The organism is Mesorhizobium sp. LHD-90, assembly GCF_030929505.1.
Lineage (GTDB): Bacteria > Pseudomonadota > Alphaproteobacteria > Rhizobiales > Rhizobiaceae > Kumtagia.
In genome coordinates, this window is record NZ_JAVFVV010000008.1 from 269,021 (window position 1) to 291,506 (window position 22,486).

19 protein-coding genes are annotated in these 22,486 nt (G+C 65.8%); 9 read left to right on the forward strand and 10 right to left on the reverse strand.

Annotated features, from left to right (window positions below; genetic code table 11):
* Positions 1-27 precede the first annotated feature (27 nt).
* Entirely contained in the window at positions 28-438 is a 411-nt protein-coding gene (locus RB623_RS13790; RefSeq protein WP_308057416.1) for a DoxX family protein, read from the reverse strand.
* 189 nt (positions 439-627) lie between these two features.
* Between RB623_RS13790 and RB623_RS13795 the strand changes: the two genes are divergently transcribed.
* The 3 genes from RB623_RS13795 (at position 628) to RB623_RS13805 (ending at position 5,202) form a co-directional block, all read left to right on the forward strand.
* Entirely contained in the window at positions 628-1,380 is a 753-nt protein-coding gene (locus RB623_RS13795; RefSeq protein WP_308057417.1) for an SDR family NAD(P)-dependent oxidoreductase, read from the forward strand.
* 439 nt (positions 1,381-1,819) lie between these two features.
* Positions 1,820-2,749, forward strand: coding sequence for a DMT family transporter (locus RB623_RS13800; protein WP_308057418.1), 930 nt, complete (start codon positions 1,820-1,822; stop codon positions 2,747-2,749).
* 224 nt (positions 2,750-2,973) lie between these two features.
* Positions 2,974-5,202 carry an AMP-binding protein gene (locus RB623_RS13805; protein ID WP_308057419.1) on the forward strand — a complete coding sequence of 743 codons (2,229 nt, stop codon included), beginning with the start codon at positions 2,974-2,976 and terminating at the stop codon, positions 5,200-5,202.
* Positions 5,203-5,300: 98 nt separating this feature from the next.
* Here RB623_RS13805 and pssA read toward each other — a convergent pair whose 3' ends face one another.
* Both pssA and RB623_RS13815 read right to left on the reverse strand, forming a co-directional pair.
* On the reverse strand, positions 5,301-6,122 hold the full coding sequence (gene pssA, locus RB623_RS13810) for a CDP-diacylglycerol--serine O-phosphatidyltransferase (protein WP_308057420.1): 822 nt from the start codon (positions 6,120-6,122) through the stop codon (positions 5,301-5,303).
* A 3-nt stretch (positions 6,123-6,125) separates the two neighbouring features.
* Positions 6,126-6,824: a phosphatidylserine decarboxylase gene (locus tag RB623_RS13815; RefSeq protein WP_308057421.1), complete on the reverse strand. Its 699-nt coding sequence runs from the start codon at positions 6,822-6,824 to the stop codon at positions 6,126-6,128.
* A gap of 292 nt (positions 6,825-7,116) precedes the next feature.
* Here RB623_RS13815 and RB623_RS13820 point away from each other — a divergent pair, with 292 nt between their 5' ends.
* Genes RB623_RS13820 through RB623_RS13830 form a run of 3 tightly spaced genes read left to right on the forward strand, consistent with a single transcriptional unit; the run spans position 7,117 to position 11,572 of the window.
* On the forward strand, positions 7,117-9,231 hold the full coding sequence (locus RB623_RS13820) for a TonB-dependent siderophore receptor (protein WP_308057422.1): 2,115 nt from the start codon (positions 7,117-7,119) through the stop codon (positions 9,229-9,231).
* The gene (locus tag RB623_RS13825; RefSeq protein ID WP_308057423.1) at positions 9,231-10,493 is read left to right on the forward strand and encodes an MFS transporter; all 1,263 of its coding nucleotides are present in this window, start codon (positions 9,231-9,233) and stop codon (positions 10,491-10,493) included. The genes RB623_RS13820 and RB623_RS13825 overlap by 1 nt, the downstream gene beginning before the upstream one ends.
* On the forward strand, positions 10,490-11,572 hold the full coding sequence (locus tag RB623_RS13830) for a siderophore-interacting protein (RefSeq protein ID WP_308057424.1): 1,083 nt from the start codon (positions 10,490-10,492) through the stop codon (positions 11,570-11,572). The genes RB623_RS13825 and RB623_RS13830 overlap by 4 nt, the downstream gene beginning before the upstream one ends.
* A gap of 27 nt (positions 11,573-11,599) precedes the next feature.
* Here the strand turns inward: RB623_RS13830 and RB623_RS13835 are convergent, their stop codons facing one another.
* Both RB623_RS13835 and RB623_RS13840 read right to left on the reverse strand, forming a co-directional pair.
* Entirely contained in the window at positions 11,600-13,486 is a 1,887-nt protein-coding gene (locus RB623_RS13835) for an ABC transporter ATP-binding protein/permease (protein WP_308057425.1), read from the reverse strand.
* Between the two features lie 65 nt (positions 13,487-13,551).
* Complete coding sequence (locus RB623_RS13840; RefSeq protein ID WP_308057426.1) at positions 13,552-13,896, reverse strand: metalloregulator ArsR/SmtB family transcription factor; 345 nt, start codon at positions 13,894-13,896, stop codon at positions 13,552-13,554.
* A 155-nt stretch (positions 13,897-14,051) separates the two neighbouring features.
* Between RB623_RS13840 and RB623_RS13845 the strand changes: the two genes are divergently transcribed.
* A complete protein-coding gene (locus RB623_RS13845; RefSeq protein ID WP_308057427.1) occupies positions 14,052-14,351 on the forward strand; it encodes a putative quinol monooxygenase in 300 nt (99 codons plus the stop codon).
* A 90-nt stretch (positions 14,352-14,441) separates the two neighbouring features.
* On the opposite strand, the gene RB623_RS13850 is transcribed toward RB623_RS13845, so the two are convergent.
* On the reverse strand, positions 14,442-14,837 hold the full coding sequence (locus RB623_RS13850) for a nuclear transport factor 2 family protein (protein ID WP_308057428.1): 396 nt from the start codon (positions 14,835-14,837) through the stop codon (positions 14,442-14,444).
* A 218-nt stretch (positions 14,838-15,055) separates the two neighbouring features.
* Complete coding sequence (locus RB623_RS13855) at positions 15,056-16,990, reverse strand: LysM peptidoglycan-binding domain-containing protein (protein ID WP_308057429.1); 1,935 nt, start codon at positions 16,988-16,990, stop codon at positions 15,056-15,058.
* Between the two features lie 295 nt (positions 16,991-17,285).
* Here RB623_RS13855 and RB623_RS13860 point away from each other — a divergent pair, with 295 nt between their 5' ends.
* Both RB623_RS13860 and RB623_RS13865 read left to right on the forward strand, forming a co-directional pair.
* On the forward strand, positions 17,286-17,897 hold the full coding sequence (locus tag RB623_RS13860; RefSeq protein WP_308057430.1) for a TIGR00730 family Rossman fold protein: 612 nt from the start codon (positions 17,286-17,288) through the stop codon (positions 17,895-17,897).
* 76 nt (positions 17,898-17,973) lie between these two features.
* Positions 17,974-18,996 (forward strand): CorA family divalent cation transporter, encoded by a 1,023-nt coding sequence (locus RB623_RS13865; RefSeq protein ID WP_308057431.1) that lies wholly within the window; start codon positions 17,974-17,976, stop codon positions 18,994-18,996.
* A gap of 7 nt (positions 18,997-19,003) precedes the next feature.
* On the opposite strand, the gene RB623_RS13870 is transcribed toward RB623_RS13865, so the two are convergent.
* From RB623_RS13870 to cimA, 3 genes are all read right to left on the reverse strand, one after another.
* Positions 19,004-19,690 carry a glutathione S-transferase family protein gene (locus RB623_RS13870; RefSeq protein WP_308057432.1) on the reverse strand — a complete coding sequence of 229 codons (687 nt, stop codon included), beginning with the start codon at positions 19,688-19,690 and terminating at the stop codon, positions 19,004-19,006.
* 11 nt (positions 19,691-19,701) lie between these two features.
* Positions 19,702-20,628: an EamA family transporter RarD gene (rarD, locus tag RB623_RS13875; protein WP_308057447.1), complete on the reverse strand. Its 927-nt coding sequence runs from the start codon at positions 20,626-20,628 to the stop codon at positions 19,702-19,704.
* Between the two features lie 82 nt (positions 20,629-20,710).
* Positions 20,711-22,324 carry a citramalate synthase gene (cimA, locus tag RB623_RS13880; RefSeq protein WP_308057433.1) on the reverse strand — a complete coding sequence of 538 codons (1,614 nt, stop codon included), beginning with the start codon at positions 22,322-22,324 and terminating at the stop codon, positions 20,711-20,713.
* Positions 22,325-22,486: the final 162 nt, after the last annotated feature.

Consider the following 22,486-nt stretch of genomic DNA (forward strand, 5'->3'; position numbering starts at 1 on the left):
TCCGGTGGCAGAGCTGGCGGAACCTGCTCAGTTCTCGCGCTGCCAGATGATCCCGCGCCTGATCGCCAGCGTCTTTCCCGGTCCGTGCACCGCCGCGAAAAGCAGGCCGGCCAGGAAGGTAAAATGGTCGACGAAGAAGCCGAACTCATGCTGGTTGCCCTCCCACCGGCCGGGGCCGTGGAAGGCAAAGGCGAGGAAGATGACGTAGATGCCGGCGAGAAGCGACGCCTCGGAAAAGAACGCGCCGGTCAGGAAGCATAACATCAACGCCACTTCGAAGATCGCCGCGAGCCACGCCAGCAGCAGCGGAAACGGAAAGCCGGCGGCGGCGATGTAGCCGGCGGTGTCGGCCATGCCGGCGAACTTGAACGCGGCGGCCATGGCGAAAAGCCCGGCGAAGATCAGCCTGGCGACGAGAATTGCGGCGGTTCTGCCCATTTTCTTCCCTTATCCGAGAACGAGATCCTTGCAAGGACGCGTCGGCTTGGACGTTTCCGACACACTCGCTGGTTGTTTTGACGCCTTTTGTCGATTCGTGCCGGCGGCGGGGCAGCATGGCGGGTTCCCTGAAGGACGGATTCGTCCTATGCGAAGCCTTTCCCATCGCAGCATGCAACGGATGCCTTGATGACAGCCTCACCCGACCTCAGCGGCCGCGTCGCCCTCGTTACCGGCGCCTCGCGCGGCATCGGCTATTTCACTGCCAAACATCTGGCCGCGGCGGGCGCCCATGTAATCGCGGTCGCCCGCTCGGTCGGCGGGCTTGAGGAACTCGACGACGAGATCAAGGCGGCCGGCGGCCAGGCGACGCTGGTGCCGCTCGACATCACCGACATGCCCGGAATCGATCGGCTCGGCGCCGCTATCCACGAGCGCTGGGGCAGGCTCGACATCTTGGTCGCCAACGCCGCGATCCTCGGCGTGATCGCGCCGATCGGCCATGTCGAGGCAAAGACCTTCGAGAAGGTCATGACTGTCAACGTCACCGCCACGTGGCGGCTGATCCGCTCGGTCGATCCGCTGCTGCGGCTCTCGGATGCCGGCCGCGCCATCCTGCTCACCTCGGGCCTGGCGCACAGTGCGCGCGCCTTCTGGGCGCCCTACGCGGCCTCGAAGGCCGCCGTCGAGGCGCTGGCGCGGTCCTGGGCGCACGAGACGGAAAACATGCCGCTCCGGGTGAATTGCTTCGACCCCGGCGCCACCCGCACCGCCATGCGCGCCCAGGCCGTGCCGGGCGAAGACCCGATGAGCCTGCCGCATCCGTCCGACATCGCAAGAAAGATCCTGCCGTTCGCTGACCCCGCATTCGCCGGCACCGGGCTGATCTACCAGGCGAAACTCGACCGGCTGGTGCGCCACAAGGATCCGGAGCCGGTCTAGAGCATTTCCGGGCAAATCCGGGTCAGCTCTGTTTCTCCGATGGCGAGGCGATCCGCCAGGAGAGGTGCGAAGGTCGTGGCGGCGCCACGGCCGAGCGGCTCGACGCAGCGGGCGCCCGCCAGCGGGAAACCCTTCGGGCCGGGTGCATTTGGCCCAAATCCGTCGGGTTCCGGCTCGGCCGTATCACCGATACGACCTTCGCCGAAACCCTCGACCTTGGGCCAAATGCCCTCCGGCAGAGCGACCCGGATTTACCCGGAAATGCTCTAGCGTCTCTGCAGGCTCTCAGAGCGACAGACCCCAAGGCGGCGCGGCCGGTGTCGGCATCCGTGCTGCGCCAATCCTCCGCCATGTGTGGTGCAGCGCAACCGCCCTCACCGCCAGTATAGGCTGATGGCCCGGCGCCGCATCCGTGGCGTCGTCTCCGGTAACCCATGCAATGGCAAACGCCGCCACCGCCGATCCGGCCGACCGCGTGCTGCTCGGCATCCTGCTGACCAGCATCGCCTATTTTCTGTTTTCGGCCCAGGACGCCGCGATCAAACTCTTGGTCGCCGGCATCTCCGTTTGGCAGGTCATGGTCTTCCGCAGCCTCGTGGTGCTGGCCGGTTGTTATGCGAGCGGCGGCGCCGCGCTTTTCCGCGACGCCAGCCGTTCACCCGTCGTCAAGCCGATGCTGTTGCGCAGCGTGCTCACGCTCGCGGCCTGGCTCTGCTACTACACGGCGGCGAAATATCTGCAGCTTGCCGAGATGACGACGATCTATTTCGCCGCGCCGGTGATCGTCACCGCGCTCTCCGTCCTCATCCTGCGCGAGCAGGTGCCACTGCTGCGCTGGGCGGCCGTGTTCCTCGGCTTCGCCGGCGTGTTCATCGCCTGCGACCCGGCCACGCTGGGCATCACTTTTCCGATCCTGCTGGTGCTCGGCGCGGCCTTCTTCTGGGCGCTGGCGATCGTTCTGCTGCGCAAGATCGCGCTGCAGGAGCGCACCATCGTGCAGCTTCTGCTCAACAACATGTTCTTCCTGGTCGCCGCCGGGGTGCCGATGCTTTTCGTCTGGCGTACTCCCTCCGTTGGAGAGTTCCTCCTGCTGTTGACGGTCGGCGTGCTCGGCGGGGCGGCGCAACTGGCGCTGTTCGACGGCATGAAGCGGGCGGCGGCGTCGGTCATCGCGCCGTTCGAATACACCTCGCTGGTCTGGGCGTTCCTGTTCGGCTACCTGATCTGGCACGACGTACCGCGGCTGGAGGTGGTTGCCGGCGCGGTTCTCATCGTATTCGCCGGCCTGATCGTTATTTTCGGCGAGCATTTCAGCCGGCGCGGCTCCTCCAAGACAGTGCTCGAAAAAAGTTCGAAAAAATTCTCGTGACGATGGAACCAATCGCGCAGCCATGTGTTTATGCACCTGACGGGCACCCCCCAATGCCCACCCCCCAAGCCCGTCACCTACTTAAAGCCAGCTTTCGAGCTGGCTTTTTCTTTACCGCGGCGGAGCGTTCGGCTAGTCCGCGCATTGACGCTAGCGCCGGATCGACTACCCTCCGGCCGGGGTTCGAGGGAGCCCACAGGGAATGACGGGTTGGAAGGCGCGGCATGATCCCGACTGCCATTGTCCTTGGCGTGCTGGCCGCGGTCTATCTCGCCGCGAGCGGCGCGCAGATGTTGCGCCTCGGACTTTCGTTCCGGCAGGCCCTGCTCTACCTGCCGCTGAAGCTTGCCTATCGCATCGACGACAGCCGCGTCCGCTGGGCGCGCGGCGCCGAGGCGCCGGTCATCTATGTCGTCAGCCACCAGTCGCGGCTCGACCCGGCGCTGATGCTGGCGCTGCTGCCGGACGACACGCTGCACATTCTCGACGAAGCATCGGCCCGGGCAACATGGATGGAGCCATGGCGCGAACTTGCCAGGACGATCGCCTTCAACGCCGAGCACGTCTTCGTCAGCCGCCGGCTGGTGCGCGTGCTGAAACGCAAGGGACGCATAGCGGTCTACTTGCCTGAAAACGTCGAGCCGGACACGCGCGCCTTCCGACTCTATCGCGCGGTCTCGCGCATCGCGCTGCAGGGCGACGCGCGCATCGTGCCGATCTTCATCGACGGCGCCCGCCACAGCCGTTTCTCGCTGGCCGGCCAGGGCAATGCCGGCCGCCGCCTGCTGCCGAGGCTGCGCATCGGTGCGCTGGAACCGCTGACCATCAATGAGCTGGTCGCCCGCGCTGGCGCCGCCACGACGACCGCTTCGAATGCGCTGTTCGACCGGATCGCCGAAGCACGCGGCCTAACAACCCTGTCGCGGCGCAGCCTGTTCCAGGCGGTTCGCTCCGCCGCGCGGCGCTTCGGCCCCGACCGGACGATCGTCGAGGATGCGATCACCGGCGCGCTGACCTACCGGCAGTTGCTGATGGCGGCGCGCATCTTCGCCGGCCGTTTCGCGCGGATCACCGCTCCCGGAGAAGCGGTCGGCGTGCTGCTCCCCAATTCCAACGGCATCACCATCTCGCTGCTCGGTCTCCTGTCGGCGGGACGCGCCGCCGCCATGATCAACTACACCGCCGGCCCGGCCAACGTCACGTCGGCGACGCGCACCGCGCTCATCCGCACGATCGTGTCGTCGCGCGCCTTCATCGAAAAGGCCGGGCTGGAGGACATCGTCGAAGCAGTGCGGGCCGGGGGCGCGAAAATCGTCTGGATCGAAGATATCCGCGACGGCATCGGCAGTTTCGACCGGCTGGTCGCCGCGCTCTGCTGGCAAAGCCCGGTCGGCGGCCAGGATCCCTCCACCCCGGCGCTGATCATGTTCACTTCCGGCTCCGAGGGCGCGCCGAAGGCGGTGGTGTTGTCCAATGCCAATCTGGTCGCCAACGCCATGCAGGTCGAGGCGCGGCTGGCGATCGGCCCGGACGATTTCCTGTTGAACGTGCTGCCGGTGTTCCATTGCTTCGGGCTGCTCGGCGGGTTACTCCTGCCGCTGCTCACCGGCGTTCGCACGCTGCTCTACCCCTCGCCGCTGCACTACAAGCAGATCCCGCAGGTAGCAGCAAAACGGCGGCCGACCGTCCTGTTCAGCACCGACACGTTCCTCGCCGCCTACGCAAAGGCAGCCGACGACGACGATTTTTCCAGCCTGCGGTTCGCCGTAGCCGGGGCCGAACCGTTACGCGCCGAGACGCGGCGGGTCTGGAAGGAGCGCTTCGGCACTCAGGTTCTGGAAGGTTTCGGCCTGACCGAGGCAGCGCCGGTGGTGGCGGTCAGCACCGCCACACACAATCGCGAGGGCTCGGTCGGCCGCCTGCTGCCCGGCGTGCGGGTGCGGCTGGAACCGGTGGACGGTATTTCCGATGGCGGGCGCCTGTGGATCAGAGGCCCGAACGTGATGATGGGCTACATGTCCGCCGACCGGCCCGGCGTGCTTCAGGAGCCGCCGGACGGTTGGCACGACACCGGAGACATCGTCTCCTTCGACCGCGAGGGCTTCGTCTTCATCCGCGGCCGCGCCAAGCGTTTTGCAAAGATTGCCGGCGAGATGGTTTCACTCGGCGCGATCGAAGTTCTGGCGCAATCGCTTTGGCCGGAAAGCCGGCATGCGGTGGTTGCGGTGCCGGACAAGAAGCGCGGCGAACGGATCGTGCTGATCACCACCGCCGGCGAAGCCGAAGCCACCGCTTTGCGGCAGCGCGGCAAGGAGACCGGCGTGGCCGAACTGGCGTTGCCGCAGGACATCGTCATGGTCGACGACATCCCGATGCTGGGCACCGGCAAGATCGACTACCCCGCGACCAGAAGGTTAGCGCTCGACCGGCTCGGGCTTGCGGCTGCCGCCTGAGACCCCACGCCGCTGCAGAGTTGATTCAAAGCAACGCTGCAAATCCTTGATTTCGCCCGCGGAAACGCTCCCACGTAAGAGTCCGCTCGGCTCTGTTCTCAGCCGGCGTTCTCGACCGGCGGTCTCTCATCCTTGGCCGTCTCGGCCACGGAGCGGCGGGAATAGGCGCGCGCGCTGAGCGGCAGGAAGACGAGATAGGCGATGACACCCACCGTCAGCGTCTCCCATGGGTAGATGAAAAGCAGCAGGGCACAGAAAACGACGCCCAGGATCATCGGCATGACCGAATCGCCGGGGACCCGCAAGCGTTTTCCCGACCAGACCGGCAGGCGGCTGACCAGCAGGAAGGCCACCAGGACCGTGAAGCCCGATGCGATAAAGGCAGCCGTGCGGCTGGGCTCGACGGCGCCGATGAACAGCAGGTACACGGGTAGCAGCACGACCACCGCGCCGGCCGGCGCCGGCACGCCGACGAAATATTCGCCCTGCCAGGCCGGACGGGTCTTGTCCTCGTCGAGCACGTTGAAACGCGCCAGTCTCAGCCCGCACGCGATGGCGAACAGCAGCGCCGCGATCCAGCCGGGAGAGCCGGCGCGATCAAGGAGATATGCATAGAGAACGAGCGCCGGCGCCACGCCGAAATTGACGATGTCGGCCAGCGAATCCATCTGTGCGCCGAATTTCGACGTCGCCTTGAGCATACGGGCGAGGCGACCGTCTATGCCGTCCAGGAAGGCGGCGATCAGCACCATCATCACCGCCGTCTCGAAGCGGTTCTCGAAGGCGAGCCTGATGCCGGAGAGGCCGGCACAGATCGCCAGCACGGTAATCAGGTTCGGAAGCACCAGCCGCAGCGGAATCTCGCGGATGCGCGGGCCGCCATGGCCGTGCGGTTCGAAACGCTGGAACGGACCGGCCACCGGTCAGGAAACCCGGACCAGCGGCGTGGCGGGACTGCCGCCGAATTCGGCTATGACCGTCTCGCCGCCGACCGCCGTCTGGCCGACGGAGACTCGTGGCGTCGCCTCCGGCGGCAGGAAAACGTCGACGCGCGAGCCGAAGCGGATCAGCCCGAAACGTTCGCCGATGCCGATGTTTCCGCCCTGCTCGGCCCAGCAGACGATGCGCCGCGCCACCAGGCCGGCGATCTGCACGGCCGCCACCGTGCCGTTCGGACTGTCGATGACAAGACCGTTGCGTTCGTTCTCGCTGCTGGCCTTGTCCAGTTCGGCGTTCAGGAATTTGCCGGGACGGTGCTCGATCTTCGTGATCCGGCCGCGGACGGGGGAGCGGTTCACGTGGCAGGAAAAAACGTTCATGAACACGGAGATGCGAGTCATCTCGGCGCCGCCGAGGCCGAGTTCGCGCGGCGGCACGGCCGGGCCGACAGCCGAGACGATGCCATCGGCGGGGCTGATGACCAGCCGGTCGTCGGCCGGCGTGACACGCTGCGGATCCCGGAAAAAGTAGGCGCACCAGGCGGTCAGGATCAGGCCGATCCAGAACAGCGTGGTCGAGAACAGGCCCAGCACCAAAGTCACCACAGCGAAGCCGGCGATGAATGGCCAGCCCAGGCGATGGATCGGTACGAAGGCGTTCTTGATGGTATCGACGAGGGACATCGGTTCCCGACAGTTTGCTGACAACCGCGTCTATTTAGGCGATGACGCCGCGAGTGGCAACGCAGCCGCGATTTCGTCCAAGGCTCTCTGCGGCCTTGAGCGGGCGTTGCGCGGGCCATCCGCCCCGCGGCCCTGGGCCTGCCTGCACATTGGGCCACAGGACCCTCCGTAAGCGAATCGGTCCAACCAAGCCGGGGGAATGTTGCTCGCCTTAACTTGACTGTAGCACTCCAGATAATTAGGACCCTTTCCATCCGGGAAGCCAGCCCCTCGGCCAGCCACTGGAGGTTGCATGAAGCCAAGGGGCAAAAAATTGATTGGTTCTTCCGGCACGCGCGCCCGCCGCGCAGGTTTGTTCGCCGCATTGTCGCTGCCGCTCGGCATGGCGGCCGCCCATGCCCAGGAGACGGTGCTCAGGCAGATCACCGTAGAGGCCGAAAGCGACGACACGCTGGTGCAGGACGGCTATGTCGCCAAGCAGGACCGGCTTGGCACCAAGGTGGACACGCCGATCGTCGAGATCCCGCAGGCGATCTCGACCGTCACCCAGGACCAGATCGAAGACCAGAAGCCGAGGACGCTCAACGAGTCACTGGGTTACACAGCGGGCGCCAACCCGAACAGCTTCGGCTTCGACACACGCTACGACGCCTTCTTCCTGCGTGGCTTCCCGGCCTACTACAACGGCATGTTCCGCGACGGGCTGCGCCAGTACAACGGTCCTTCCGCCTGGTTCAAGACGGAGCCCTACGGTATCGAGGGCGTCACCATCCTGAAAGGTCCCGCCTCCTCGCTCTACGGCATCAGCGGTCCCGGCGGTCTCGTCAACGTGGTGACCAAACGCCCGAAGGACGAGCAGTTCCGCGAGGTGGAAATCCTGGGCGGCACCTATGACCGCGCCCAGGTCGGCTTCGACTTTTCCGGCCCGGCCAACGACAGCGGCTCGATCCTTTACCGCATGACCGGCCTCGGCCGGCTGAGCAACACCGAATTGCCCGGTTATCCCGACGACAAGGCCTATTTTGCGCCCGCAGTCACCTTCCAGCCCGACGAGGACACAAGACTCACCATTTTGGGCGAACTTTCCCATTCGGTGACGGGCGGCACGGCGGCCTTCTACAATCCGGCCTACGGAATGGTTTCCGACATCTACGAGGGCGACCCGAACTACAACGACTTCACCCAGACGCAGGGGCGCATCGGCTACGAATTCGAGCACCGGGTCAACGACTGGCTGATGCTGCGCCAGAACCTGCGCTTCAACGCCGTCGACGCCGACATCGAATATAGCGGCCACTATCCGAGCGGCGCCGACCTTGCGCGCTATTGGGGCCACTACACCGAGGACATGAAAAACTTCGTCGTCGACAACATGGCGCAGTTCGAGTTCGACACCGGCGACGCCAGCCATACGGCGGTGGCCGGCGTCGACTACGCCTGGGCCGACTACGACGCCCACAGCGGCATCGGCTACGTCTCGGCCGAGGACACGGCTGACACGCCCGCGCCTTACGCCGGCGGGCAGCGCATGAACAATGTCGGCATCTACCTGCACGACCAGGTGGAGTGGAGCGATTTCACGCTGTTCGCCAGCGGCCGCTATGACTGGGTCGACACCAAGTCGATCGCAGCCGACGAAACCGAGAGCACACAGAAGGACGATGCCTTCTCCTACCGGCTCGGCCTGTCCTACCGGACCGAATGGGGCATCGTGCCCTACGTCAATTACTCCACCTCGTTCTCGCCGAATATAGGCCTCGTCTATGACGACGTGACCAGCGACGTTGGACGGGCGGCGCGACCAACCGTCGGCACGCAGAAGGAGATCGGCGTCAAATACGAGGTGCCGGACTACAACGCGATAATCACCGCCTCCCTGTTCGACATCGACCAGGAAGACGGCGTGGTGTTCGACGCCTCCACCGGCATCAACAAGCAGCGCCAGCTCGACCTGAACTCGCGGGGCTTCGAGATCGAGGCCAACGCCTCGCTCGACAACGGCTTCAGCGTCATCGCCTCCTATACGCATCTGCGCATGAAGATCGAAAGCGGCGCGGAGGGAACCGACGGCAACGAACTGTCGGCCACGCCCAACGACATCTTTTCGCTGTGGGGCCATTACCTGTTCCAGGACGGGTCGCTGGCCGGGCTCGGGCTCGGCGCCGGCATTCGTTATGTCGGCAGCAGCTACGGCGACGACCAGAACACGTTCGAGAACGAGGCCCGCACCTTCGTCGACGCCGCGCTGTCCTACGATTTCGGCGCCAAGAACCCGGCCTGGGACGGCGTGATGCTGCAGGTCAACGCGAAAAACCTGTTCAACGAGCAGAAACCGATCTGCTCGGCCGGCTATTGCTACAAGGACGAGGGCCGCTCGGTGTTCGGCAGCCTGCGCTACCGGTTCTGATGGGCGCGTCGAAAAACGACGCGGGCTCCGCTGCCGGCGTGGTGTTAGCCATCGGCGGGCTTTATGTGGCGCAGAGCGTGATCGGCGGCATAACCTGGACGGGCCTGCCCGCTGTCATGCGCGACGACGGCCTGCCGCTGGACAGCGTCGGGCTGCTGTCGCTGATCGCCCTGCCCTGGGCGTTGAAATTCCTGTGGTCGCCTCAGGTCGAGCGGTTTCGCCTGCCGCGCAGCGGGCGTAACCGATCGGGTGTTGTCGTGCTCGTCGGTGGCCTGATCAGCATTCTCGGCCTGGCGCTTGCCGGCATTCTCGGCCCAGGGAACCTGTTTCCGGTGCTCGCTTGCCTGACGGTGGTAGCCTTCGCGGCGTCGACGGTGGACATTGCCTGCGACGGTTATGCGGTCGAGGCACTGGCGAAAAGATTCCACGGCTGGGGCAACGCCGCCCAGGTCGGCGGCGCCTATCTCGGCTCGGCCATCGGCGGCGGCCTGTTTCTGGTGCTCGTGGCCGCCATGGGCTGGCAGGTGGCGGTCTGGGCGATGGTGGCGCTGCTGGTGCTGCTCGGCGTTCCGTTCCTGTGGCATGCCCGCTCGCACGCGGCAATCGAGACGCGGTCGCACACGCCTTCGCTGGCGTCAGCGCTAAGGCGCAAGGACGTGCGCAGGGGATTGCTCGCCGCCGCGATCTACGTCGTCGCGCAGAAGGGCAGCATGATGATGCTGGGTCCCTTCCTGATCGACGCCGGCTTCGATCTCGCCACGGTTGGCCTGCTCAACGGCGTGGGAAGCCTGCTGGTCGGTTTCGCCGCTGCGCTTGCCGGCGGCGCGCTGGTGCAGGCGTGGGGTGCACGGGCCGTGCTGGTGGTCGCGCTGGCCCTCCAGGCCGCAGCGCTGCTGTTTTTCGCCGCCTACGGCCTGTTTCCGGGCATGCCTAAGCCGCTGCTGATGGCGGTGGCCAGCTCGTCGGGCGTGATGGCGCTGGGTTTCGTCGCGCTCTACGCCCAGTTCATGGGCTGGTCCGACCCGCGCCAGGGCGGCGTAGACTTCACCCTGTTCCAGTCGATGGACGCGCTGGTCAGCCTGGCCTGCGGCGTGCTCGCCGGCTATGCGGCCGAGCACTTCGGCTACACGGCCTTTTACGTCGGCGCGGGCGCCGTTGCGCTCGCCGCCATCCCGGCGATCGCGCTGGTCGCCGACGGCAAACCGTCCGGCGGTGCCACCGCCGGGCCGGGCGCAAAACCTTCCGGAGTATTCGAGCGATGAACGTAATGTTACCGCTGAAGGCCGAAACGCTGGTCCGTGTGCGCTCCCCCGAGACGGTGATGGCGCATCTGCACGAGCATTTTGGCGAGCATGGCCTGGTCTCCGGCGAGCACGGCGGCTGGTCGGTCGAATTCGAGATCGGCAAGGCGTCGGTCGCGCTCCGCGACGGCAGCCTTGCGTTCCGGGTCGAGGCCGGCGACGACACCTCGCTGTCGTTCCTGCAATGGAGCGTCGCCGAGCACGTCAACGAATTCGCGCCGGGCGAGGAGCCGGACATCGTCTGGCGGGGCGGCACGGCGCCCGGAGCGGCGCTGCCCTACTTCCGCGAGATGAAAGTCGTGCGCGCGGTCGACGTGACGCCGGCGATGCGCCGCCTGACGCTTGCGGGCGAAAATCTCGGCCGCTTCGCCCACGACGGCCTGCATGTGCGGCTGCTGTTTTCCCCGCGTCCCGGCGTGACCCCGGTGTGGCCGGTGATGGCGGCAGACGGCCGGCAGGCCTGGCCCGAGGGCGAGCGGCCGGTTGCGCGAGTCTACACCATCCGCAGGATCGACGTGGAGGCGGGCGAGATCGACATCGACTTCGTGCTGCATGACGGCGACGAGATGCCGGGCGCGCAGTTCGGCAGGGACGCTCGCGCCGGCGCCGTGGTCGGCATGACAGGTCCCGGCGGCGGCACGCTGCCGCCGGCGTCGCGTTATGTTATTGCCGGGGACGAGACTGCCCTGCCCGCCATCTCCCGCATGCTGGAGGAATTTCCGGCCGATGCACGCGCCACCGTGCTGGTCGAGATCGCGAATGATTCCGAGCGGCAGGAGTTTGCGGTCAAGCCGGGCATCGACCTGCACTGGCTGTCGCGCGAAAACCGGCCGGCCGGTTCGACGACGCTGCTGATAGACGCACTGCGGGCGCTGAATGCCTCGCACTGGCCGGACGAACTTTATGTCTGGGCCGGCTGCGAGCACACCGCCGCCCGCGCCATCCGCGGTTTCCTCAAAGCCGAGCGCGGCCTGCCGAAGAAGCGATTTCTTGTCGCCGCCTACTGGCGGCGCGGCCAAGCAGGCGAGGTGGAGGAGTAGTGGTGGAGCGCTCCAGATGCGGGCGCCCTACCCCACCTCCGGCGTCCGCCGCCTGACGACGACGCCAAGATCGTCTTCCTCGCGGGCGATGCGCAGACGCTCTTCCGCCTCGGTCGCCTCGCGCTGGCGCGCCCACATCGAGGCATAGAGGCCGTCCTTCGCCAGCAGTTCGGTGTGGTGGCCGCGCTCGGCGATCTGTCCGTCCTTCAGCACGATGATCTCGTCGGCTGAGATCACCGTCGACAGGCGGTGGGCAATCACGATGGTAGTGCGGCCGCGCGACACCATGTCCAGCGCCGCCTGGATCTCCTGCTCGGTGTGCGAATCCAGCGCCGAGGTCGCCTCGTCCAGCATCAGGATGGGCGGCGCCTTGAGGATGGTACGGGCAATCGCCACGCGCTGCTTCTCTCCACCCGACAGTTTCAGCCCGCGCTCGCCGACCATGGTCTTGAAGCCGTCGGGAAGACGCGCGATGAACGGCCCGATCTGGGCAAGGTCTGCGGCCTGACGGATGTCCTCTTCCGAAGCGCCTACGCGGCCGTAGCGGATGTTGTAGGCAATGGTGTCGTTGAACAGCACGGTGTCCTGCGGGACCATGCCGATGGCGCCGCGCAGACTCTCCTGTGTAACGTCGCGGACGTCCTGGCCGTCCACGAGTATTTGGCCGGACTGGATGTCGTAGAAGCGGAACAGCAGCCGCGAGATCGTCGACTTGCCGGCGCCAGACGGGCCGACGATGGCCACCGTGCGGCCCGCCGGAACCTCGAAGCTGATGCCCTTCAGGATTTCGCGGGCGGGGTCGTAGGAAAAATGCACGTCGCGGAATTCGACGCGCCCCTGGCCTACCGCAAGCGCCTTTGCGTCCGGCCTGTCGACGATCTCGGCCGGCACATCGAGCAGGTCGAACATCTGCTCGATGTCGGTCAGACCCTGCCGGATCTCGCGATAGATGAAGCCGATGAAGTTGAGTGGCACCGAAAGCTGCATCAGCATGGCGTTGAGGAAGACGAAGTCGCCGATGGTCTGCGTGCCCGCCTGCACCTCGCGCGCCGACAACACCATGATGGCAAGCATGCCGGCGCCGAAGATGACGCCCTGGCCGAAGTTCAGCCAGCCGAGCGAGGTCCAGGTCTTTGTGGCCGCCACCTCGTAGCGCGCCATGGAGCGGTCGAAGCGCTGGGCCTCCATATGCTCGTTGTTGAAATATTTGACCGTCTCGTAGTTGAGCAACGAGTCGATCGCCTTGGTGTTGGCGTCGGTGTCGGAATCATTCATCTCCCGGCGGATGGCGATGCGCCAGTCGCTCGCCCAGACGGTGAACCAGGTGTAGAGCGCCACCGTGACCGCCACGACGACCACGTAGATCCAGCCGTAGGCGACAGCGAAGATGACGGCCGTCAGCGCGAATTCCAGCACAGTCGGCAGCGTGTTCAATATGGTGAAGCGGACGATGGTCTCGATGCCCTTCACGCCGCGCTCGATGATGCGCGACAGGCCGCCGGTGCGGCGCTCCAGATGGAAACGCAGCGACAAATCGTGCATGTGCACGAAGGTCTTGTAGGCGAGTTTTCGCACCGCGTACTGGCCGACGCTGGCGAACAGCGCGTCGCGCAACTGGTTCAAACCGACCTGGACGATGCGCACCACGTTGTAGGCGATCACCAGGGCCGCCGGCACCAGCAGCCAGTCAGGCAACGGCGGCGTGCGGGCATGGTCGCCGGCGAGCGCATCGGTCGCCCATTTGAAGAAATAGGGCACGGCGACAAGTACGAGCTTGGAGACAATGAGAAAGAGTGTCGCCCAGGCGACACGCATGCGCAAATCGCCGCGCTCGGCCGGCCACATATAAGGTTTCAAGTTAAGCAGTGTCGTGAGCGTCGAGCCCGACTCCGCCGAGACAGTTTTTTCGGCCAATTTCTTCTTCCCTGTTTCCGACGCGGTTTCCGCCACGAAGGGCGGCCGGCGCGGATCGTTGGTACCTAGCCCAGGCTCAACACACGTGGTTCGGCGCAACCGGCCGCCTGCGGAGGGCAGCAGGCATCGGCCAGCGCGGTGACACGGCTCGCCGTGTCGGCCAGCGCGCCGCGGTCGATCTCGTAGATGGAACGCTGACGCTCCTGACGGACCCGCACCAGCCCGGCCTCGACCAGCACCTTCAGGTGCTGTGAGACGGTGGACTGGGCCAGATCGAGCCGACCGACGACATCCTTGCAGCAGCAGCAATCGGCGTCCGCCAGGTGTGTGAGTATCTCCAGCCGGGCCGGGTGGGAGAGCGCGCCGAGACGCAGGGCAAGCCGCTCGGCAGAGGCCGGATCGGGTTTCATCGGTTGAGACCGAGCATTTTCATCGTCCATCGACGATAGACGATGCATTCCCTTGGAGCAACATGTTGAGCATGAGATTCCGTATTCCGCACCGGCAACGCATTGCATATCCTACCGCCTTCGGCTTCGTGAAACGAGGGTTTGGAGCGCCTGCGATGCTGCTGATCACCGGGACGTTTCGCATCAGGCCGGAAAAATTCGCTGAGGCACGGCCGGTCATGGAGGCGATGATCTTGGCCAGCCGCGCCGAGGACGGATGCGTCAACTATTCCTACGCCGTCGATCTGCTGGACGCCGGGTTGGTGAATGTGGCCGAGGCGTGGCGGGACCGAGAGTCGCTCGACGCGCATTTTGCGTCCGCCCATATCGCCCGATGGCGCGCCACCTGGCCGTCACTCGGCATCAGCGGCCGCGATCTGACCCTGCACGAGGTAAGCAGTTCGTGGGCGACGTGAAGCCAACGATCGTATCGGCACAAGTTCGATCCAAATCCGCTGGACTGGAACAGAGCAAGGGCGTGAAGAGTGTCCTGAACCCGCTGCGGTCTATGATGTTGCCCCTGACGAGCAAAGGTAATTTGCCGGCCAGCCGCGCTGGAACGCTATCCTGCCGTCGCGGACAGTGAAGAACGTGAGGACCCCCTTCCCGGAAGGCGTACGCCATTGGATGGCGGCGACATCGCCGCATTCATCGATTACCTCGGGAATACAGATCGCATAGTCAACTTCGATACACCGCGCCAGAAACGCCGTTATGGCGGGACGTCCTGTCAACGGCTCCTGGCCGACATCCTGCTGTACCGCGTCCTTGTGGTAAAGTTCCGCCACTTCCGCAGGATCACCTGCATTGAAGCGCTTCACCCACTGCTCCGCAATTTGTCTCGGCTTCAAGAGTGCCTTCCCCCGGCAGACAGCTTGCCACCGGGTTGGGGATGCTTGCAAGCACGGGAGGGTTGAACTTGAAGGCGGAAGGCAGACGGCAATTGAGGTCGGATGCAGCTACCGGCTTCTGCGCTCCACGGAGGTTGCCGTCTAGCTGCGCGGCTTCTCCAGGGCTGAGTATTCAGAAGGGCAGAAGCCCTGCCGTCCCCGTCAAACGGATGCCGGATGGACAGACAGCCGTACCAGCGGAACAAGGTCGGACCGAACGTGCGACCGGCCTATTGCCGCACCACCGGCGATACCGCCTGTTCGCCAAGCCTGGTCATGTCGGCTTCCTCGCCCCTCTCGGTCTTGGTCGGCACTGCGAACACCTGGCCAGGATAGATGCGGTCCGGGTCGTCGATCTGATGCTGGTTGGCGAGATAGATGGTGGAGTAGCGCAGGCCGTGACCATAGACGCGCCGAGAGATCCGCCAAAGCGAATCGCCGCGGCGGATGATGACGGAGCCGCCGACATTCTGCAGTTTTGGTGAGAGTGCGTCGGCAGGCGCGGCGGCGGTCTCGGCTCCGCCTGCGGGCGCGGGCTGGGCAGTCGCCGGCCCGGGCGCGGCCGCCGCGGGTGTCTCAGTGGTGGCGGGAGCGGGATCCGCCGGTTTGGGAGCGATGGCTGCGGCGTCCGCCGGCTTGGGTGCGATGCCAGGCGTCGCTGGGGCATCGGTCGACGGCTGCGCGGCGGCGATTTCGGCCGGTTTGTCGGCAGCGGGCGCAGCCGGCTGGGCCGGCGCGGCGGCACTGGCAGTCTGGCTCACGCCCTGCCCCGCCTGCGCTTCTGCGGCGGGTGCCTGCGCGGTGTCGGCGTTGCCGAGGCGCGGCTGCGTGCCTGCGGCGCCCCCCTCACCTGCCGGCGCGGCAGGCTCGGACTCCGCGGGCTGCGGCTCGCCCAGCGCGGCGACCGCGGCAACATTCTCGCCCGCCTCGCGCTCGAACGGCACGGCCGCGCGCGCGATCACCTTGGCGCCGTCCTGACCGAGCGCGTCGACGCGGATGATGTAGTCGCCGACCGGCAGGTCGCGCTCGGCCTCGACCAGGAAGCGCCCGGCCTGCGAAGTCGTGGCGTCGCCCAGAAGTATCTCGTTGGCATAGGCGCGCACTACACGCCCCGGATCGGCCGAGCCGGCAACGAAAATGCGACGACCCTCGATCTCGACGGCTTCGACTGCGATTTTCGGCCCGTCCGCCGCCTGCTCCTGCGCCGACTTCGCCAGAGACTCATTTGGTGTTGCCGCGGCGACCGCCTGTTCGCCGCCCGCCGCCTTTCCGTCCGGCGTCCCGCCCTGATTTTCGGCCGTGGCGCCAGGCGCATCCTTGGCCCCGCCCGCGGCCAGCTCTCCCGTAGCGCCGGCGGCGGGTTGCGGCGAGGCCGTGCCTGCAGCCGGCTCTTGCGCGGGTTCCGATTTGCCGCCGCCAGTGTCGGTTCCGGGCGGCTTGGCCGCGGCCTGCGTCTCGGCGCCGGGCTGCTTCGGCTCGGGCACGGTGATCAGTTCGGAGGGTTTTCCCGGCTCCTCGACCAGCGCAAGCACCTGGCCTTCCGGCGTTTCGGGCACGGCGACGGTCGCCGTCTCCGTCGACATGGCGACGACGTTGCCGGGCGCGGTGGAACGCAGCACGATCTGATAATCGCCCGGCGCCAGCGGCTCGTCGAGCACGATGGCAAAATCGCCGCCGGGACCGGCGACGGCCGAGCCGATGACACGCGAGCCGATGATGGCGTCCACCTTGGCGTTGGGCGCGGCATGGCCGGCAATGACGATCGACCCGTCCGCCTCGACACGCACCAGGTCGAAGGCGGGCGCCTCGACAGCCGGCTGTGGCAGCGTTTCAGCGGCGGCCCGCGGCTCGGCCGCGCCGATCTTCGGCTGATCCGCGGCGGGCGAAAGGGCCGCCTGCTGTTGAGGCTTCTCGGCGCCAGCCGGCGGCTTCGACGCCTCGGCCGTGGGCGTCCCGTCGGCCGGTTTCGGCGTGTCAGACTGGGCAGCCGGCGCCTGCGCGTCCGGCAGCGCCGCCAGTTTTTGGGTATCCGACGCGGCGGTGGCGGCTTGAGGAATCTGGGGATTCAGGAACGGATCGAAAACGCCGGCGACATAGGCGGTTCCGCCGACGGCGGTCGTTCCGCCAGCCAGAAACAGCAGTACCTTGACCGGAGTAAGTGCCATATGTCCGTACGCCCTTAGCAATCGTTGTAACAGGCGGTGCCGGGCCGCCGCCAGCGGCGCTGCCGGCCCGCGTACTCATGCACGCCCACGCCCGCCACACGATCCGCAAACCGCCCATCCCCTCGGCCCGGCCCTTTTACTGAGTCCGTTTGCCGCCTAAGGCCCGCCCGCCGGCTTCAGCCAGACTCGCGAAAAACGGACCTCGATGCGCGGTCTAGCGTGTTTTGGCGGCAGCTACAAGGAAATGCCCTTTTCTCCGCTTGACCGGGACGGCCCGCGCACTCACCAATCACGCATGAATACGATTCGATCCGTCTGCGTCTATTGCGGCTCCTCACCCGGCCGCAGCGACCTCTATCTGAAGGCCGGCCATGCGCTCGGGCGGTCGCTGGCCGAGGCGGGGCTGCGCCTCGTCTATGGCGGCGGCACCAAGGGTATCATGGGCGCGGTCGCCGAGGGTGCGCTTCGCGCCGGGGGCAAGGTGACCGGCATCATCCCGCGCTTCCTGCTCAACCGCGAAGCCACCGCAGCGGGTCTCGGAAAGCTCGACGACCTCGTCGTCACCGAAAACATGCATGAGCGTAAACACCGGATGTTTCAGGAATCCGACGCCTTCGTGGCGCTGCCAGGCGGCATCGGCACGGTCGAGGAGATCGTCGAGATCATGACCTGGAGCCAACTCGGCCATCACCGCAAGCCGATCGTCTTCGCCAATGTCGGCGGCTTCTGGCAGCCGATGCTGGCGCTGATGGACCATATGCGCTCCGAGGGTTTTATCCATACCGGCCATCTCGTGCAGCCGCTGGTGATCGACAAGATCGAAGCGATCGTGCCGGGCATTTTGATCGAGGCCGCCAATGCCGGCACGCCAAGCGAGGGCGAAAAGGCGGTCATCGAGAAGATGTGAGCCCTCTCGCCCTGTCATGGTGCCGATTGGCGCCTTGGTGTAAGGATCGGCAGCTTACGCCCACGGACAGACACCCATGGACGACATCGCGCGACCTGAAACACGCTCCGCCGACCAGCGCGAGGATTTGCTGGCCGCCGCCACGCCGGACGAGCACGGGCTGTTCTTCGTCTATCTGTTCGACGCGAACGGTTTTGCCACCAAGGATGCTAGCGCGGCCGCCTGGTCATGGCGCAGCTATCACATCAGCGATGCCCGCGCCCGCAACGAGATCGCAGCGGAAAGCGCCCTGCCCGAGTCGGTGCGCGAGGCGTTCCTGAGCTCGGGCTTCAACTGCCATATCGATCTTGAGGACAACTGGCTTTACGGCGACCTGCCGGATTTGCGCCACGACTATTCCAAGGAGGCGCGCGGGCGCGGCCATTTCCGCTTCGCCTTCGACGAAAAAATGCTGATCGGGGCGCGAAAACAGCCGCTGCGCTCGGTCGACGCGATCCGCAAGATGATCGACAAGCGCACGCGGCCGTTCCGCCAGCCCGCCGACCTGATCGAGGCGGTGATGAACCAGTCGCTCGACGGCATCAGCGCCGAGCTGGCCGAGATCACCGACCAGCTCGACGGCATCGAGGACCGCATCGTCTGCGACGCATGGCACAATGAGCGCCAGTCGCTTGTCGACGTGCGGCGAAAGCTGGTCGTCATCCACCGGCAGATGGCCAGCCTGACCGGGCTGTTCAAGCATCTCGACCACGCCCACCGTCACGACCTGTCCGAGCCGCTGACCGATATGACCGCACGGCTGTCGCACCATGCCTTCATCGTACATCACGACAGCGAGCAGCTTCAGGCGCGCGCCAGGCTGCTGCAGGACGAGTTGATGGCAAAACTGTCGGCGCAGTCCAACCGGCTGCTCTACATGTTGTCGGTGATGACCGCCGTGCTGTTGCCGATGACCATCATCTCCGGCCTGTTCGGCATGAATGTCGGCGGGTTACCCTTCCTGGAATTTGGTTCCGGCTTCTGGGTGGTGACGGTTCTGTCGCTCGGCGTCGCGGCGGCGACGCTGCTTTTCGTCCGGCGGCTGGGAGACGGGATGTAAGGGCCCGCTACACCGCTGCACGAAGATCCCGCACGATCTTGCCGGCGGCGCGAACTTCGGCCTCGTGGTTCTCCTCGATCCACGGCTCGGCGATCCCGGTCTCATACCATTCTTGCATCGGCGCAAGATCGAGCAGCCGCGCCGGATATTTTTCTGCTGCGCCGTCGAAGGTCAGACCGTAGGATTGCGCGCGGAACGCCACCGGCGCGAAGAAGGCATCGACGGCGGTGAACTTTTCGCCGGCAAGGAACGGCCCGCCGAAACGCCCAAAACCATCGCTCCAGAGGTCGGCGAGGCGGAACAGGTCGAACTTCAGCGCCTCCGACTTTTCCTTCGGCGCGACCCGCACGGCGCAGTTCATCGGGCAGTCGTTGCGCAGGGCCGTGAAGCTGGAATGCATCTCGGCGGCGGCCGAGCGTGCCCAGGCGCGGGCCCCCGGATCGGCCGGCCAGACGCCGGGGTGGCGTTCGGCGAGATATTCGACGATTGCCAGCGAATCCCACACCGCGGTTTCGCCATCCGTCAGGCAGGGCACCCGCCCGCTCGGCGAGAAAGGCCGGTAGAGTTCGAAGCTCGACCCAGTCGGGAACGGTACCTGGTGCTCGTCGAAGGGAATCTCCAGCATACGCATCAGCAGCCAAGGCCGCAGCGACCAGGACGAATAATTCTTGTTGGCGATGTGCAGCGTGTACATGGGCAACCCCCTCAGCGTTGACCGGTATCCTTGCGGGCAAAAAACATCGAGCCGCTGTAGATGGCAAGGGCCGCCCAGATGAACAGGAAGGCGACCGCGGTTTCCGGCGTGAACGGCTCGCGGAAGACGAAGACGGCAATGAGGAATACGATGGTCGGCGCGATGTATTGCATGATGCCGATGGTCGACAGCTTTAGGAGCTTCGCGCCGTTGGCGTATAGGATCAGTGGCACGGCGGTGACAAGGCCGGCGGACAAGAGCAGCCAGAAATCGACTGCCGCGCCGGTGGCGAAATGGCCCTCGCCGCGCGCCTGCAGATAGACGATGTAGGCCAGCGCCGGCACGGCAAGCAGCAGCACTTCGAGGAAAAAGCCCTGCGCCGGGCCGATCGGCAGCGTCTTCTTGAACAGCGCGTAGAAACCCCAGCTTATCGCCAGCGCCAGCGACACCCAGGGCAGGCCGCCGGTCTCCCAGGTGAGAATGACGACCGCCAGCGCCGCCAGCCCGATCGCCACCATCTGCGCCTTGCTCGGCTTTTCGCCGAGCAGCACGGCGGCCAGAAAGATACTGAACAGGGGGTTGATGTAATAGCCGAGCGCAGTTTCCAGGGTGCGGCCGTTGCCGATCGCCCAGACATAGATGCCCCAGTTGAAGGTGATCACCGCCGCGGTCAGCGCACCCATGGCCAGCATGCGCGGCGAGCGCAGCGCGTGTTTGATGTCGGCGGTGCGGCCGAGCAGGTAAAGCACCACGCCGGCGATCGGCACCGACCAGACGATGCGGTGGGCGACGACCTCTGCCGCCGGGATATGGCCCACTGCCTTCATGTAGAAGGGCAGCACGCCCCAAAAGAGATAGGCCGAGAGCGCGAAGAGGAACCCGCGGCGGGCGTCGTCGCCGGAAGCGGCGTCAAGAGGCAGCGTGGTCATGGCCGCCATATGGGCCAAAGGCAGGCCGACGACCAATGCAAACTTCTGATCGTCGGTGGACTTTCGCTTATGCCAGCAGGAGACGGCGGATCTACTCCGCCGCCACCAGCCCGGCCATGTCGCGGTTCTTCATCAGCTTGAAGACGATGGAATCCATCAGCGCCTGGAATGAGGCGTCGATGATGTTTTCCGAAACGCCTACCGTCCACCAGCGCGCGCCGGAGGTATCGTGGGATTCGATCAGCACGCGGGTGATCGCCTCGGTACCGCCATTGAGGATACGCACCTTGAAGTCGGCAAGCTCGAGGTCGCCGATCTCGTGCTGGAATTTTCCCAAATCCTTTCTGAGCGCGATGTCGAGCGCATTGACCGGGCCGTGGCCCTCGGCCACTGACATGCGCTCCTCGCCGTCGATGAGGACCTTCACGATTGCCTCGGACACCGTCTTCAGATGGCCGTTGGCGTCGAAACGGCGCTCGACCATGCAGCGGAAGGAGGTGACGCGGAAGAACTCCGGCACGGTGTGCAGCATCCTGCGGGCCAGCAACTCGAAACTGGCGTCGGCGCCCTCATAGGCATAACCCTCCGCCTCGCGCTCCTTGACCACGGCAATCAGCGCGTCCAGCCTCGAATCGTCGCGCGGCACGTCGATGCCGCGCCGTTTCAGTTCGGCGATGAAATTCGCCTTGCCGCCCTGGTCGGACACCATGATTTTTCTGCGGTTGCCGACCTTGTCCGGCGGCACGTGCTCGTAGGTCTGCGGCTCCTTGACCAGCGCCGAGGCATGGATCCCGGCCTTGGTGGCGAAGGCCGAAGCGCCGACATAGGGCGCCTGCGCCTCCGGCGCGCGGTTGAGCAGCTCGTCGAAATTGCGCGACAGGCGCGAGATGCCTGCCAGCGCCTCGGCCGAAATGCCGGTGTCGAAGCGGTCGGCATAGGCTGGTTTCAGCATCAGCGTCGGGATCAGCGTGACGAGATTGGCGTTGCCGCAGCGCTCGCCGATGCCGTTCAGCGTACCCTGCACCTGGCGCACGCCGGCCTCCACCGCCGCCAGCGAATTCGCCACCGCCTGGCCGGTGTCGTCATGGGCGTGGATGCCAAGATTTTCGCCGGGGATGCCGGCGGCGATCACTTTGCCGACGATATCGCGGATTTCTGAGGGCTGCGTGCCGCCATTGGTGTCGCACAGCACGACCCAGCGCGCACCGGCCTCGAAGGCGGCTTTGGCGCAGGCCAGCGCGTAGTCGGGATTGGCCTTGAAACCATCGTAAAAATGCTCGCAGTCGACCAGGGCTTCCTTGCCCGCCCCGCGGGCAGCTTCGACCGAGGCGCGAATGGCGTCGAGATTTTCTTCGTTGGTGCAGCCGAGCGCCAAGCGTACGTGATAGTCCCAGCTTTTTGCGACGAAGCAGATGGCGTCCGACTCGGCCTGCAGCAGGGCGGCGAGGCCGGGATCGTTTGAGGCCGAGACGCCGACGCGTTTGGTCATGCCGAAGGCGACGAATTTGGCGCGCCGGGTTCGGTTTTGCGCGAAAAAGGCCGTGTCGGTCGGGTTGGCGCCGGGATAGCCGCCCTCGACATAGTCGACGCCGAACTCGTCGAGCATAGCCGAGATCGCGATCTTGTCCTCCACCGAAAAGTCGATGCCAGGCGTCTGTTGGCCGTCGCGCAACGTGGTGTCGAAAAGGTAGAGGCGGTGTTTCATGGCGCTGCCTTTTCTCCCTCCTTGAGGGGGAGATGGCTGCGAAGTGTCCGACCCTGATAGATAGGTAACAGAATGGACCTGAAGCATGGGTGACAGTTTTCTTGTCCGCCGGGAGGACCGGCGATGGGATGGCGAGAGACTTGTGTCATGGACGAGCGGCTT